This is a genomic window from uncultured Veillonella sp., assembly GCF_900545205.1.
Taxonomy (GTDB): domain Bacteria; phylum Bacillota; class Negativicutes; order Veillonellales; family Veillonellaceae; genus Veillonella.
Genome location: NZ_UQYC01000047.1, coordinates 1 through 15,717, shown reverse-complemented (window position 1 = coordinate 15,717; position 15,717 = coordinate 1). Strand labels below are relative to the sequence as shown.

Sequence of the window (15,717 nt, the reverse complement as noted above, 5' to 3'; positions counted from 1 at the left end):
TTAACTATTACAATAACAAAAGGATTCAAGCAAAAACAAAATGGATGCCCCCTGTGAAATACAGGGAAGCATCCATGTGTTTAGGCTAGTAAATAATATGTGTCCAGGAAAATGGGTACATATCATAGGCAGTCCCTTTTTTATCATTTAATTCATATATATCAATAAATAGTTACTTATTGTATCGTATATTTGTTCAGCTTATAATATTCTTAAGGTAGTCAGCGAGGTTGGGCCTCTCTTCGTTATAGAAGGGGGTGAGCTTATGAGTGACTTTGAACTTATTACAGTTATCATTGGAATAATGACGTTAGTCATTTCCTTTGGTGCACTTATAGCGCTTATTTGCCTCACAAAAAGCAAATAGCCCTCCGTTACCATGCGTAATTAGATAAACAGAAAGGCCATTTCCTAGATAATTAGTTTTTGAGATGCGCCTGACGTTCCTACTCGTCTGACTATCTATTTATATTATAGAGTTTAAGACATATATCGTCAAATTCGAATAAAGGGACTGCCAAGCAGTCCCCTTTTTTATCCAAAGATTTCTTCTAGTAGTGCATCGTTGATGATGGTACCAACGTAGAAGTCGCTGAAGATGCCGTATTTTGCACTGGCTACTTCAAAGCGCATATCGTATACGATTTTTTTGAATTGGATGTCGTCATTACTGAAGATTGTAATGCCCCATTCCCAATCGTCTAGGCCACAGCCACCTGTTGTAAATTCGGATAAAACGTCTAAGTATGTTTTACCAAGTTCACCGTGAGATTTCATCAACATGCCTCGTTCTTGCGGTGGTAGCATGAACCAGTTGTCATCACCTTCACGTTTTTTGCTCATATTATAGAAGCAGATGTATTTGTCACGAGGTACATGAGGGTATAGTTTTTGGTTAACTTCTTCTGTATCGAGTTTAGCTTTAACGTAAGCACTTACTTCTGTTACAGATGTATAAGAATATGTTTGCACTAATACGCTTGCAATAGCCAAACGACGGAATTTGCGTTCTACTTGTGCCAAGTATTCAAGGGATGGACCAAGAATCCATAGGATTAAGTCCCCTTTTGCGCCATTACAATCATAGAATGCATAGCTACCTTCTTTAGCTTGATGTTTAGCTTCAAGATCCGCTAAAAATGCTTTTAATTCGTTGCGCGCTTCTGCTTTTTCTTCAGCTGTAAAGCAGTTCCATGCACTGAAATCCATGGCAAAGACCATGTGTTGGCTATGCCAACCTTCTACTGTAGGGATTGCTTTTCCCATTGTGATCACTCCTATCTATGGTGATTATATTTAAAGAATATCTTTCTATTACTCTAAGAATCGAAAAGACTCCATATACTATTATAGCATATGGAGCCTTTTCTTATAATTATTTATTAATATTAATTTTCAATTGCTCTCTGCAATAGACTCTACGAGTTCTTTCGCTTGCTTCACACCATCAGGAATACCGATGCCATCAAATGGTGTACCAATGAGATGTAAATTTGGATAGTGTTTTGCCACATGTTCACGCACTGCTGTAATCCCTGCGCGATGTCCCACATTATATTGCGGCATACAGTGAATGAGACGATTGATGCGCACCCATTCTGGTTGCGTGGAGAAACTCATAATGCGTTGAATTTCTTTTACTGCTAACTCTGAAAGTTCCTTATCATCGAGATGCTCTACTACATCATTGCCAGGTTTTCCAATAAAGACGCGCAATACGATTTTATCGTCAGGCGTTGTTTGAGGCCATTTTTGATTAAGAATAGTACACGCTGTAAGAGGCGTATCTGTATTACGTGTAATCAAAAGGCCAGAACCTTTTAAATCACCATTAAATGTAGCTTTATCAAAGGCCATAATAGCAATAGCACAGCTAGACTGCTCCATGGAGCGCAAGAAATCAAAACCCGAATCATCCTTAAACCATTGCGTATATGTGGCAGGCGGTGTCGCGATAATCACATGATCCGCCATAGCAGGAGCTTTATCAAGGAGTACCTCTATAGCTGAATCTGTAGTAGAATCACTAGCTTCTACCCTGTTCTCAGCATTAATAGACGCAGTTCTAATAGTTTTAGAATGAGACTGACAGCCACAAGCATCGTTTCCAGAGTTCTCCACATCGATAGCATACATACCTTCAACATATCGAATATTAGAAACTAGCGTACCTGTATACAAGTGCACATTACTAGGCATAGCCTCAACAATAGCGGTAATAACGCTTTCAAGGCCGCCTGTTAACTGGCGAAACATACCAGATTGAGCAGCAGTCCCCTTACGACTCGCCATATCCGCTTGAACCTTACTAGTTTGTCGGTATGGACTAGTATTTGTGGCATGGCCAGAACTGTTTGAACTATTATTCGTAGATGCAGTTTGACTAGCCTTTGCTTCATGGCTTTCAAATTGACGGTCTGTCATAGTCCCTTTACCAGCACGCGGTACGTCGCCTTCAGCTACGGCACCTTTAGCCGCTTTAGTAACCCCCGCTTTAGAGTGGCCCATCTTAGCAGCCATCATGCCTTTTACCATATTCCCGTATTTTTGTTCTACTTGAATAAAATGAGGGAATGTAGATAACAAGCTAATTTTATAAATGTCGCCGCCATAGATCCCCGCTAATAGAGGCTCGATGAGCTTATCCATCATTTCTTGACCTAAATGGTATTGAAAGAAATGACCAATGGATACATCTCCATTTTTATCTAGCTGGTATGGCTTTTTAAAGTAATCTAAACCAGCTCGTAATTTACCAGGCCAAGAAATAAGCGTTGCTTTCACAAAAGGCATCATTTCCGTAGGGATGCCCATGATAGAGCCCCCTGGAATAGGATGTATGGAACCCTTGTCATATACAAAGGCTTGCCCCGTTTCATTCGATACAAGGGTGTCACCTAAGCCGAGATCATGAATTAGATCCGTCATTTCCGTTTTACGGCCTAAGTAGGAATCAGGTCCGAGCTCTACCACGAAGTCATCGACGCGTTGTGTTTGTATTTTCCCACCAAATCGTGGTGCTTGTTCATAAAGAGTAATGGTCCATTCCGGCTTTGCATGGCCTAAATAATAAGCCGCTGTCAATCCGGTTAGGCCACCGCCCACTATTGTTACATTCACGAATGAATCCTTTCTATTATTGCACTCGCCATCGCTTGCAAGAATGTTTCATCACAATTCGGCATTTCTGCACGCATATATACAGCGCCGCCAGCATCAACGAGTTCTTTGCACTCTACATCATTATCGTACAACACCTCTACATGATTGCTGACAAAGCCAAATGGTACAAAGGCGATATGTATCGCACCATTACGTAGAGCTTGATTGATGGCCTCTTCTACGGTAGGACCTAACCATTGACCATGTGGGGCCGCGCTCTGCCAAGCCACAGACCAATTAGATAAACCACAACGTTCTGCGATTTCTCGGGCACTTTCCTCTAAGGCTAACGCATAAGAATCTCCATTATGGCTATTAATAAGCGGTATACTATGAGCACTAAAAATTACAAATACATCGTTAGTAGCATTGATACAATCCGAAACGGCTTTTACCCAATATTCCATGAATGATGGTTGATCCCACCAGGAGCGAATCACATCAAAGGTTACACCCTGATGGTTACCAATTGCAGCTTGTACTTGCTTCTCATAGGCCCCTGTACCAAGAGACGTAAAAAATGGAGCCGTTACGATAGCAACGATGTGTTCTACGCCTTGTTGAACCAATGCATCTACTGCATCAGCAATCGAAGGTTTCATATGAAGATAGCCAATAGCTGTTGGCATAGATGGTAACAATGTAATCAATGTTTCATATTGACGCTCTGCCATTGTTTGTAATTCTACATTGGACCATTGTCCAATTGCATCATAGCGACGTGTAAGGTTAGCAACCTCAACATCGGTGGGTACACGACCATGACGAATACTCGTCATATATGGCACTAAATCATCCTTACTTGAAGGGCTACCATAGGATAAAAATAATAATCCTTTTTTCTCAATGTTCACTAGTTTAGCCCTCTTGAGCCCATAGTTCACGACTACGTTCATGTACATAGTCTGTAAGCCAATGAAGCTTTTTAGGATCTGCCTCTGGGAATACGCCATGACCTAAGTTAAAGATATGACGGCCATAACGAACACCATCAAGTAAGATGCGATCCACTTCGTGAGCTAATGTTTTTTCATCAGCGAATAAGTAGGCTGGATCGAGATTACCTTGTACCGTTTGTGTTACGCCTCGTTCATTAGCCATAACGATGGAGCTACGCCAATCAAGAGCGATTACATCCAATGGCAAATGAGACCAAATAGATACGAGATGATCGGTACCAACACCATTCATTGCCATAGGCAAATGAGGATATCGTTCTTTTACAGTCTTAATAATGCGTTCCATATGAGGATAAATCCCTTGTTTGTATTGGTCCGCATTCACAGCGCCTACCCAAGAATCGAAGATTTGTAGCGCATTCGCACCTGCTTCGGCTTGCATGGACAAGTACTCAATGGACATATCCGCTAACTTTGTCATCAATGCATTCCACACATCAGGCGCACCGATGAGCATGCCACGAGTCTTATTATAATTCTTTGTTGGACCGCCTTCGATAAGGTATGACGCAATTGTAAATGGTGCGCCACAGAACCCAATGAGAGGTACGTCGAGCATGCCAGAAGTTAACAGTGTAATAGTTTTTCCAATATAATCTACCTTTGTAGGATCAAAGGTATCTAATTTATCTACATCAGCCATGGAGCGAATCGGTGTATTAAACACAGGGCCCACACCAGCCTTGAGTTCTACCTTTACATTCATTCCCACCATAGGACTCATAATATCCTTGTAAAGAATCGCCGCATCCACACCGTATTCTTTTACAGGCAGTTCCGTAACACGAGCACACAACTCAGGCTCTTTTGTAATTTCAAAGAGCGTATATTTTTCCTTAATTTTACGGTACTCCGCTTGGCTACGACCAGCTTGGCGCATATACCATACAGGTGTTACACCAGGGTTCTTCCCTTGGATCATATCTAAATATGCTGTATTCAAGTACTCAACCCCTTTCTTTCTAATTTATACTAACACACTATGATAACTAAAACAGTTACTTTAGTTACATCACATATATCATCACTATGAATATTCCCTGTGAAAGCTAAACACCTTCACAGGGGTTCAATTTAGTTACGACTTAATCAATGGCAATCAATGTTTAATTGCGACTCAATCTGTGGCAATCAATGCCTGTAATAGATTGAGCCATATCAAATACAGAACGTTGGCACGTGAATAACCAGATTTGTTGGTTCTTGCCTATTTCTGCTAATAATTCTAACGCACTACGTTGACGGTTTTCATCAAAGCGCACAAGAATATCGTCTAGGATAATTGGCAAAGATTCAACTTGGTAAGAGAATACCTTAGCTAATGCTAGGCGCAATGCCAAGTATACTTGGTCGGCTAAGCCACTAGACCAGAACTTAAGTTCTAAGCGTTCTCCATTGCCACTAACCAGTGCTACGCCTTCGTTGATCCCGAGGATATCAAAGGTATAGATACCGCCAGTCAAACGTTCTATATAAGAAGATGCAAGCTCTAACATATGAGGCTGTTTTTCTTGCTCATAGGACTGTTGAGCCTTATCCATGCAGTGGCTCATCAACACTTGAGTAGCCCAATCTTCGAGAGCAGATTCCAGTTCATTTTGTAACGCTTCACGCTCTTGAAGCATTTGGTGTTGCTCTTGGTCAGAACCTAGGGCACGCATAGACTCCACAATTTGACCACGGCGCTCATATAATATTGCCAACTTGTCTTCAATGGATGCTATTTCTCGTTCAGAATGCGCCAATTCATCAAGCCAATTATCCTTATTGCCTTCACGCAAGCGACGATAGAATAAATCTCTATTCTCCGCATCAGGCGCTAGTAAGTCTAACTGAACCTGACTTTGTTTGTAAATAGTTTGCCATTGCTTGTATTGATCTTCATCAATAAGATGTTGACGATACTCGTTGGAGCTTTCCATACCAGCCTTGTGCAAGAGCTCTTGTTGACGAAGTAGCAATTCTTTTTCTTTGCGGTGCCAATTATCGTACTCATTGCGGAAGCTTTTACGTTGTGCTTCCTTTTGTTCCCATACAATTTTATTTTGTTGGAAGTTTTTATATTGGTTATAAATACGTTTTAACTCTGTAGGAGATACAGGAGCCTCAACACCAAGGTTATACCACAATGTCATGGCTTGGTCTTCAATAACGCGTAAGCCCTCTTTGTGCTCTGCTAAGCGCTTTTCATAACCTTCAATAGTACGTAACTGTTCATGGTACTGATCGTACTCTTGTTTGAGACCGAAGAAATCATCTTCGTTAAGACTCTTCGCCGCACCTTGAGGCAACCAATTCTGCCAAGCTGCAAGGGCTTCATCATAAATAGCTTGCAACGTATGACCTTCTTGGACCCAACGATCAAGATGTGCTGCACCCTCTATGGATGGAATTGGGCTCACCACAGGTGTTGCGGCTTTCACAAGCGCCTCTAACTGATGTTCTACATCAGATTTACGAGATGACAAGATTTGTAACTCATAATTCAGTTTAGACACATCGGAATTGCCGTTATGACGTCTCCATGTAGCATACCAGAACAATGCCATAGATAGGATTAATAGTATAAAGCCGCCAATCGTATAGAGTACAGACTCTAATACTAATAAGCCTGCTAATACGAGTAAAACGCCAATCACTGCAGCTACGCCACTAATGCGTTGTAACCACTTTGGCAAATTACTCGGTTGTGCATCAGGACCATAGCTATCCCGTTTTTCTGTAACTCGATCAATATCCATCAAGATAAGCTCTAGTTCACGTTCGAGATGCTCTTTTTTCGCCAAATCCTCTTCGCTGTAATTTGGTAACGATGCTCCGTCGAGATTGGCTACTGGCAAATCATCAGAAGCCTCAGCAGGCTTGCGATCTTGCCAATGTAATAATTGATCTTTAGCAGTGCGCAAGCGACTTGCTAAGCGCTCTCCTTCAAACCAATTCACATCGTCAGCCATCGGCTCATCATCACGCCACGCAGAATGCATAGAACGAGAAAACTCTAATTGTTCTCGTACCTTAAAGATATACGCATCCCCTTCTTCACACTCCCGGCGCAATTGTTCCCACTTGGCACCTTGTTGAATAAGGTCTTCAATATCTTGACCATACGTACCAAATGGACTATCCGGGCTAAAGTTAGCTGGCATCAAGGCCGCTTCCTTTTCCTGCCACAACTGCATATTGTCTCGAGCTCGTTTGATTTCCTCATCGATGCGAAGGAACTCATCACGACTCAAGGCAAGCTCACTATTGTACTGTTGCATATGCATACGCGCTTCTTCGCTACGGCGATACGTATCCCATGCGCGCAATACAACGTCTATACCATCGCGGTATTCCTTCCACTCTTGCAACTGACCTTGTAATTCTGCTTCAGTCTGTTCCGTACTGTGAAAGGCTTTTTGCAATTCTACATATTGCGTTTCATGTTCGGCTAAATGGCTTAACTTTTGACGATTTTCTTTAAGCTCATCCATCAACACATTGATGCGCCGTTTACCATTGGAGGAAGCTACTAATAGATCAGTAGCGCCTTTTTCCACATCTTTTACGACCGAACCTAAATGCTCGCCCCCTTCAGCGCCGAAGAAACGAGACCGAACCTCTACCTCTTGTAGAACATCGAGGCCTTGCAAATCATCAAGAGTCAATGCAAAAATGCGGTTATATGTCTTTTTGTCGATACCATGCCACCAGTGTTGAGCTGGCTCCTCATGAATGGCTGGATTTCCAGGACTGTAAAAGTCTAGTTGTTTACCCTTACGACCAATGTAGTAGCTTTCACCATTACGCTCTACATCGAGGGCACCCGTCATAGGCCCATAAGCCTTATGAGTACCGCCGAATAGAAGTGTGCGCATCCCTTCAAGCAAGGAGGTTTTGCCACTTTCATTAGGGCCATACATGAGCTGAACACCATGATTTCCCGTAGTAAAAGACCAGTCGCGATACGGGCCAAATTCATCAAATCGTATGCGTTTAATGTTCATCGTTAGCCCCCATCAATACAGTAACACCTTCAATTTCACAGCGCTTCAAGGCGCGAAGCAATAATTCATCACTTAACAAATCGGCATATACACCTAAGCGTTTAAACTCAGGTCGTTCTGCCAAAATTTGACGTACCGTCTGTACCGCATTGCCATCAACCATATCATCATAGGCGCGTAAATAATCCCCTACCACATCGGATAACAATCTACGTTCAGCCAAATTAATGCTAGGTCGCGTATTGCACATCATGCGATAAGGCATAACCAATATAGACTTGCTTTTCTCTTCACTTTGAGACTCTTGCAACCATAATTTGCGCACACCTTCTTGTGTACATAAACGATGCAATGGACCTGTACCTACGAGAACAATGGAAAGCAAGATATTTTTCTTATGTTGCTTACGCAGATTCTCTTTTTTATGGCGTAAAATTTCTAAGAATTCTGCTTCCGTTTTCATGCCTGCAATATCAATTTTGATTTCTTCAAAACGGATTGCACTTGTTTCAATGAAACGAGGTTCACAATGACCATTATGAGATACAGAGACGAGATAGCACCCCTTAGGGCCTATTTCCTTGCGGTGTAAACCTTGGGGATTACCGGAATAGACAACAAGAGGTTCCTCGCTAAGAACTTGAGATTTGTGAATATGTCCTAACGCCCAATAGTCCATAGCCGCCTCTGCTAGATCAGTTAAACTGCACGGGCCGGTCACATTATGGTTTTCAGAGCCTACACTAGAACCGACTGTGCCGTGCATGACAGCCAAAGAAAACTCATCTCGTTCAAAGGCGCGGTATTGGCGCGCATAATTGTCGCTTTCATTACCATGGCCACAGCTAATACCGTAAACGCCACCAATTTCTATATTGTTAACAATTAATGGGAAACGTTGTACTTGTTCACTAGAGAATACATGCACATTATCTGGCATTTGCAGTTGCGCCTTCCAGCTTTCAGCAGGGTCATGATTACCTTGCACCATATATACTGCAATGCGATGTTCCGCCAAGCGATACATGGCGCGCACAAATCGCACCTGTGCCTCTAAATTATGATCTTCGCTATTATAAATATCACCAGCTATGACAACCGCATGAACATGCTCATCAATAGCAGTGTCAATAATTGCATCAAAGGCTACATAGGTAGCTTCGCTCACGGCGCGATCAACGGCGCGGCTAATACCTGTAGCATATTGAAAGGGTGCCCCTAAATGCAGGTCACCACAGTGTATAAATCGAAATGGCTGCATCTATATCCACTCCTTGTATTAGTACTTTTATTATAGTTATATATAGTAATTACAATATTTTATTATACTACAAAACAGTAAAGATTACTTAAAAATAACTATCAATCAATCTATCAAAATAGATACTAAAATATAGTATCTCCCATTAGATTCAAACTATAGGCCTTACCTGTATTCAAAATAGTCTAAAACCTACTGCGACATTTTTGTTAACTTAAAAATACATTAAGTTGACAATTTATACACGAACGTTTACAATCAAATTGTCAATATTTTATGTTTTTATTAAGTTAACAATTCTTGGAGGCTATTATGGCTTTGCCTACAGATCAACAATCAACCCAAGTGGGTACATACGAAAAAATCCTTACTATTGCCAACCGCATTATGAACGGCGGCGAAATCACTAAGAAAGAAGCAATCGAGCTGATTCATACTTCAGATGATGACACTATGATTTTACTTGCTATGGCCGATAAAATTCGCCAGCATTTCAATGACAACTCCGTGGATGTATGCGCCATTGTAAATGCACGATCTGGCAAATGTCCTGAAAACTGTAAATTCTGTGCCCAATCTGCCCATCACGAAACAGGTGTTCAAGTATATCCGTTCATGGATGATGAAAGCATCCTCGATGCGGCGCGCAAAGCTAAAGAAGCAGGCGCTATTCGTTTTTCTATCGTAACGAGTGGTCGTAATACTAATAACCCAAACGAATTTAACCAAATCATTCGCGTATTAGACCGTATTAAAAACGAAGTAGGTCTCGAAATTTGCTGTTCTCTTGGTTTGTTAACTTACGAACAAGCTCTCAAATTAAAAGAAGTGGGTGTAACTCGATACCACTCCAATATCGAAACAGCGCCTAGTCACTTCCCAGATATTTGTACAACCCATTCCTACGAAGATAAAATGTCTACTATCGATAATGCTCAAAAAGCAGGTATTCGAGTTTGCTCTGGCGGCATCCTCGGTCTTAATGAAACATTAGAACAACGCGTAGAGATGGCATTCGAGCTTAAACGTTTGCATATTGACTCTGTACCACTCAACATTTTAAATCCTGTTAAAGGTACACCATTTGAAAATAATAAAGCATTACGTCCTCTAGATATTTTACGTACCTTCGCTGTGTTCCGTTTCATCTTGCCAAACGCATTGATTCGTACAGCTGGCGGTCGTGAAGTAAATCTTCGTGACTTACAAGCTTATGCTTTAAAAGGTGGTCTTAACGGCATCATGGTTGGTGGCTACTTAACAACTGGTGGTCGCTCTCCACAAGACGATCTCCAAATGATTCAAGACTTGGAGCTAAGTCGCAATTCTGCCCAAGTTTAAATTTTCGTATATACCATTCTCATTTGAGAATGTTGTATATAAAAAATATTCCTAAGATTTATAAATTTTTTACACATATAAAAAAGAACCATCTAGTTTGCTGTGCTAGATGGTTCTTTTAATGCCATAATAAATTATAAATGGCTTGACCATTTGTATTGCCTTCAATAGGTTCTGGGTTTTCATTATACTCTACATTTTCATAAGGTGTACCGTCTGCCATGTACGCATCTACCTTTAACGTTTCCATGGTACGATTATATCTACTTATATACACTTTATATCGCAATTCGTCGCCACCCAGTTCATTGACCCGCAGCCACAAAAGCGCATCATAATCACTTTTTTGAACACTGTCATTGTCAATAAATAATTGGTTTCCTGACGCATCTGGTCCAACATAATACCAGTCCGTTGCGTTAGCGGTCCCCCCTATACTGAGTAGCCACAAAAGGGACAATATGGTTAATATTTTCCTCATATGACTGCTCCTCTCATGCCTAAGAGCTGTATACTTTATAAAACTTTAATAGCCATTAAACCTTTATAAAATATACAACTTCTCCTTTATATATAATACCAAAATTGTCCCATATTTATCAACAATAATTAAACTTAATTATTATCTTTTTTAGAATTTCAAGAAATTAAAAGAAATTTCTTAAAAAATTTCATTTTCAACTCATTTTTTGTTCTTATAATGACAATGTCAAATGATAAATAGAGGTAACAATTCCCTGGTTACCATACGTGTATTTATCTCCCGACAAGTATTACTAACCCCAAACCTACTACTTGTTTAAATACATGGTTCATTTGATATTAATACTAACACTCCCCTTACATGAAAAAAGGACTCCAGTTGGAGTCCTTTTTTCGTTGTATAAAACTTTAATGAATCTCAAAATATAAACGTGTATAAATTCTATCTACTTTGTAATCCACGATAAACTAGTTCAAAAATAATTTTCTGAGCTTCTAACCACTCATCGCTCTGAGACCACTTATATTGTTTATTAACAGCATATAGACCGTGTACTAAAAATACAAAAACAGATACCCCAACATCAAACGAAATACCAAGAGATTCTGCTATAACGAGCCCTTGCCGATCTTTTTCACGTTCTATAATGCGTTGTAATACATATTCTGAAATTTGTTCATCTAAAAATAAAGGTAAATACTTTTTATGTCGTATAATACGCTGACATAAAGGCAATCTATCAAAAATAGAATCGTATGCTTCTCTCAACGAAACAGAATTAGAAGCAGCTGATAAGGTGTTAGCTATAGTTTGTAAATTGTTGTTATCTACCATTCCTGGCTTTGAATAAGCGATTGCATCATCCACTAAATCATCAACAATTTCCATGATATTACTATAGTGTAAATAAAAAGTAGAACGAGTTATACCCGAAGCTTTACACAACGATGTTACTGTTACAGACTCAAAAGAATTGTTTGCTAAACAACTAAGCAAGCCTTCTTTTAACAACATACGTGTCATTTCTTTTCGAGTTATCATATAACCTCCAATATAGACACTTTTATACAATGTGTCTATTAATAAACATAGTGTTAATTATTGTTGAGACTAGTATAACAAAACAAGGTACACTAGTTCTAGAGATTACAAATAATAATCTATTCAATTAAATCGACAATAATTTAATTAAGGAGATAACTATGACACAATATACTCACATTCGAAATGCTACAGGAAAATTAACAATAAAAAATACAACATTCCTTATTGATCCATTTTTAGCACCAAAAGATACTTATCCTGGCTTTGAAGGGACATTTAACTATCAACAAAGAATGCCTATGGTTGATTTACCTCTATCAATGGACAATCTATTAAGCAATGTAACTGCAGTGGTAGTTACACACACACATCTTGACCATTGGGATGAAACGGCAATTAATGCTATTCCAAAATCACTTCCTATTTTTGTACAAAATACAGCGGACAAAGAACTTATTACTTCACAAGGCTTTAATGATGTACGTATCATTTTTGAAAGTCTAGAGTTTAATGGTATCACATTAAGAAAAACAGGTGGCTCCCACGGCACTCTAGAAATGTATGCAAATCCAGTTCTCGCACCATTAGCAGGCGATGCGATGGGTGTTATTTTTGAAGCAGCAGACGAACCAACTGTGTACCTTGTAGGCGATACAGTTTGGACAAGTGATGTAGAGAAGGCCCTCCTTCGCTTCGACCCTAACGTTATTATTATGAACACTGGATATGCTCAAATTTTAGGCTTTGAAGATAGTATTATTATGGGTACAAAAGATATTGGCCGCATGGTGGTACGCAAACCAGAGGCAAAAATTATTGCGGTTCACATGGATACAGTTAATCACACAGCAACAAGCCGTGAGGATGTGCGCAAATTTATCAAAGGCAACAACATTGAAAGCCATGTAGCAGTGCCTGAAGATGGTGAAACCATCACACTTTAGTAGGTCTAAAACAATTAGTACATTATACTACGGCTAATACAAGACTAGTAAAAAATCTATCCACAAACAATAAAAAACACCCTCTTAATTCTAATAGTCATAATAACTATAAGATCTATAGAGGGTGTTTTTATACTTAACTACAAATTATTATCTATCAAAAGATAAACTATTTTACTTCAGCCCAACCTAAAGCAGCGCGTTTAGCATCGATATCAGCTAAGATTTTTTCAGCTACTTTAGCAGGATCAGTATTTACATACATAACAGAACCTAAGATGTCCTTAGTGTCTTCTTTAAGCCATTTTGTAACAGCATCAGAGCCTTGTGTAGGTGGCTCAACGCAGTGGTAAGAGTTGATACCCATCAAGCGGAAGCCAAGGGATGCATCGATACCTTTTTCGTTAGACCATTCAGGGCTAGACATTGCAAATGGCATTTGTGGCAAGTTAAGACCTAATTCACCTGCAATACCAGCAAAGATACCGGAAGAACGAGCATTATCTACACATTCGCCAACATGCCATACTGGTGGTTGATCATCGCCCAAGAACTCTTGCAATGCAGGGCTACATTTCTTAATAGCATCTGTATTACAGTAACCAAGTTTCATCAATGGGAAGGATGCACAACCATTTGTTAAGATGATACAGCCGTTTTTGATAAGTGTATCAACGATATCTACAGTTGCTTTTTCGTAGATAACGCGAGGGTTGGAACAACCTACTACGTTTACGATACCACGAACTTTACCAGATTTTAAAGCCTCTGCCAATGGTTTGAAGGAACCATAATGTTTAACAGTGGATTCTGGAGAGAAACCAACTTCAGCAGTGATTTCGTATGGCGGAATGAATACAGGCATACCTTTACGCAATTCATGAGCTTCAAGAGCGCGATCCAAGATTTTGCGAGCCAATGCTTTTGTTTCAGACAAGTTAGTGTGATGGTGATCGTAACCGATGTGTTCTGCACCTGGTAAACGAGCTGCATCAGATGTAGTAATAACTTTTGTGTTGAAGCAACGTGCTACGTCCATGATAGCAGGGTAAACGTCTTGAACGTCAGCTACCCAGCAATCAAGAGCGCCTGTACCAAGTACAAGTTCCGCACCGATAGCATTACACAATGGAATAACGTTTTCGTAGCGGTACATGCTGGACAAACCAGAGCAGCAGATACCGTAGAATTGGATACCTTTAGCACCGATAGCTTTCGCTTTTTCTAAGTACTCTTCAGAGGCACCAATTTTACAAATTTGGGATACTAATGTTGGCAAGTGACCATGAACAGCGATGTTAACATAACCTTTTTTCAAAGCACCGATGTTAACTTTGGATGTACGACGACCACCAAGACCGAATAATGCATCTGTTGCGATGTCCGCTGCCACTACGCCAGTGAATGTGAAAGCAAGGCCACAACGCAAGAATTGTTTCATATTGCTTTCCCAATCGCCATCTGTACCTACGCATGTACGATGATATGCATCAAATGCTTCATTATACGCAGAAATAGGCAAGATATCCAAGTTTTTCCATACTTCACGACGTTCAGCTGGAGCTAACGCTGTAATTGTTTTATATTCGCCAGGCAATGCACGGCTCAAATCTTCGAGCAATACATCTGCCAAGTCATTAGCCACTTCTTTTAAGGAACGGCCTTCTTCAGGGATGTTGAAAGCTTTACATACAGTACGAATTTTTTCTTCACCCATAATTGGAATATCCAATTGGTCATTAGCGGCAGCTTTCAAAGAAATCAAGATTTCACGAGCATGCGCACCATGTTGAGTCAAGCCACCTGCAGCAGCACGTGTCATATTACGAGCTACGATAAGGTCAGCATCAGCACCACAGACACCGCGAGGGCTCTTAGGTGTAATTTTACATGGACCCATGAAGCAGATACGGCAACATACGCCTGCAATACCGAAAGTACATTGTGGTTGTTGTTTATCGAAACGGTCAAATACTGTATCGCAACCAATTTGCTCCATGCGAAGAATCATTTCGCGTACAGCTGGATCTGGTGTTTGTTCGATAACATCTTGTTTTGTAGGCCAAGTTTTACGATATTCTGCAACGGCTTTCATGTAGTCGTTTACGCCATGTTCATGAGGTACCCCTGGTTCATGAGTGTGTGGCACCCATTTATCCGTAGGCAACGCTTTGCCATGACTATGGTCATGGTCATGATGGTGATCATGGTCGTGATCGTGATGGTGACCGCCACAATGGCAGTGATCATGGTCATGATGATGGTCATGATCATGATGGTGATGATGTTCGCCATGGCTGTGATCATGGGTATTTTTATTTTCCACATCTTTACTCATAATAATCCTCCTAGGGGCCTACGTAGGCCAACTAATACTAATAAGAAAACATATTCTACTTTTATGCAAGTTAATTCCACCTCAACGATGGGTTTTAAATCCTATCTCCAAAATATGTTTTAAACTACTATAAGTATATTTTCTGAAAGGACATTTGTCAATTAAATTTTGAGAAATTTTTGACTCATTTATGCC

At 40.2% G+C, this 15,717-nt stretch carries 12 protein-coding genes; 3 read left to right on the top strand and 9 right to left on the bottom strand.

The genetic code is table 11. The annotated features are described in order from the left end of the window. Nucleotides 1–89, top strand: an 89-nt coding sequence (locus tag QZR70_RS08900; RefSeq protein ID WP_363661695.1) for an IS3 family transposase, incomplete at its 5' end; no start/stop codon positions are given. Between the two features lie 445 nt (nucleotides 90–534). Here QZR70_RS08900 and hemQ read toward each other — a convergent pair. The 6 genes from hemQ to QZR70_RS06105 form a co-directional block, all read right to left on the bottom strand. After that, entirely contained in the window at nucleotides 535–1,266 is a 732-nt protein-coding gene (hemQ, locus tag QZR70_RS06130) for a hydrogen peroxide-dependent heme synthase (protein ID WP_295793841.1), read from the bottom strand. A gap of 129 nt (nucleotides 1,267–1,395) precedes the next feature. After that, nucleotides 1,396–3,120 carry a protoporphyrinogen oxidase gene (gene hemG / locus QZR70_RS06125; protein WP_295793839.1) on the bottom strand — a complete coding sequence of 575 codons (1,725 nt, stop codon included), beginning with the start codon at nucleotides 3,118–3,120 and terminating at the stop codon, nucleotides 1,396–1,398. Then, nucleotides 3,117–4,016 (bottom strand): ferrochelatase, encoded by a 900-nt coding sequence (gene hemH, locus QZR70_RS06120; RefSeq protein ID WP_295793836.1) that lies wholly within the window; start codon nucleotides 4,014–4,016, stop codon nucleotides 3,117–3,119. Before hemH ends, hemG begins: the two co-directional genes overlap by 4 nt. 4 nt (nucleotides 4,017–4,020) lie before the next feature. Further along, entirely contained in the window at nucleotides 4,021–5,064 is a 1,044-nt protein-coding gene (gene hemE, locus QZR70_RS06115) for a uroporphyrinogen decarboxylase (protein WP_129823598.1), read from the bottom strand. Between the two features lie 163 nt (nucleotides 5,065–5,227). Then, complete coding sequence (locus QZR70_RS06110; protein ID WP_295793832.1) at nucleotides 5,228–8,110, bottom strand: AAA family ATPase; 2,883 nt, start codon at nucleotides 8,108–8,110, stop codon at nucleotides 5,228–5,230. Next, nucleotides 8,100–9,371 carry a DNA repair exonuclease gene (locus QZR70_RS06105; protein WP_295793830.1) on the bottom strand — a complete coding sequence of 424 codons (1,272 nt, stop codon included), beginning with the start codon at nucleotides 9,369–9,371 and terminating at the stop codon, nucleotides 8,100–8,102. Before QZR70_RS06105 ends, QZR70_RS06110 begins: the two co-directional genes overlap by 11 nt. 312 nt (nucleotides 9,372–9,683) lie before the next feature. Between QZR70_RS06105 and bioB the strand changes: the two genes are divergently transcribed. Then, entirely contained in the window at nucleotides 9,684–10,712 is a 1,029-nt protein-coding gene (gene bioB, locus QZR70_RS06100; protein WP_295793828.1) for a biotin synthase BioB, read from the top strand. A gap of 118 nt (nucleotides 10,713–10,830) precedes the next feature. On the opposite strand, the gene QZR70_RS06095 is transcribed toward bioB, so the two are convergent. Beyond that, complete coding sequence (locus QZR70_RS06095; protein ID WP_295793826.1) at nucleotides 10,831–11,193, bottom strand: hypothetical protein; 363 nt, start codon at nucleotides 11,191–11,193, stop codon at nucleotides 10,831–10,833. Nucleotides 11,194–11,637: 444 nt separating this feature from the next. Further along, entirely contained in the window at nucleotides 11,638–12,237 is a 600-nt protein-coding gene (locus tag QZR70_RS06090; RefSeq protein ID WP_295793824.1) for a TetR/AcrR family transcriptional regulator, read from the bottom strand. 161 nt (nucleotides 12,238–12,398) lie between these two features. On the opposite strand from QZR70_RS06090, the gene QZR70_RS06085 reads away from it, so the two are divergent. Continuing rightward, complete coding sequence (locus QZR70_RS06085; RefSeq protein ID WP_295793822.1) at nucleotides 12,399–13,184, top strand: MBL fold metallo-hydrolase; 786 nt, start codon at nucleotides 12,399–12,401, stop codon at nucleotides 13,182–13,184. Between the two features lie 169 nt (nucleotides 13,185–13,353). Here QZR70_RS06085 and cooS read toward each other — a convergent pair whose 3' ends face one another. Continuing rightward, nucleotides 13,354–15,522 carry an anaerobic carbon-monoxide dehydrogenase catalytic subunit gene (gene cooS / locus QZR70_RS06080; protein WP_105094602.1) on the bottom strand — a complete coding sequence of 723 codons (2,169 nt, stop codon included), beginning with the start codon at nucleotides 15,520–15,522 and terminating at the stop codon, nucleotides 13,354–13,356. Between the last annotated feature and the right edge of the window lie 195 nt (nucleotides 15,523–15,717).

Excerpts from the sequence above, each read along its gene's own strand:
- cooS (WP_105094602.1), bottom strand. The coding sequence starts at position 15,522 with ATGAGTAAAGATGTGGAAAATAAAAATACCCATGATCACAGCCATGGC.
- QZR70_RS06110 (WP_295793832.1), bottom strand. The coding sequence starts at position 8,110 with ATGAACATTAAACGCATACGATTTGATGAATTTGGCCCGTATCGCGAC.
- QZR70_RS06095 (WP_295793826.1), bottom strand. The coding sequence starts at position 11,193 with ATGAGGAAAATATTAACCATATTGTCCCTTTTGTGGCTACTCAGTATA.
- QZR70_RS06105 (WP_295793830.1), bottom strand. The coding sequence starts at position 9,371 with ATGCAGCCATTTCGATTTATACACTGTGGTGACCTGCATTTAGGGGCA.
- QZR70_RS06090 (WP_295793824.1), bottom strand. The coding sequence starts at position 12,237 with ATGATAACTCGAAAAGAAATGACACGTATGTTGTTAAAAGAAGGCTTG.
- bioB (WP_295793828.1), top strand. The coding sequence starts at position 9,684 with ATGGCTTTGCCTACAGATCAACAATCAACCCAAGTGGGTACATACGAA.
- hemQ (WP_295793841.1), bottom strand. The coding sequence starts at position 1,266 with ATGGGAAAAGCAATCCCTACAGTAGAAGGTTGGCATAGCCAACACATG.
- QZR70_RS06085 (WP_295793822.1), top strand. The coding sequence starts at position 12,399 with ATGACACAATATACTCACATTCGAAATGCTACAGGAAAATTAACAATA.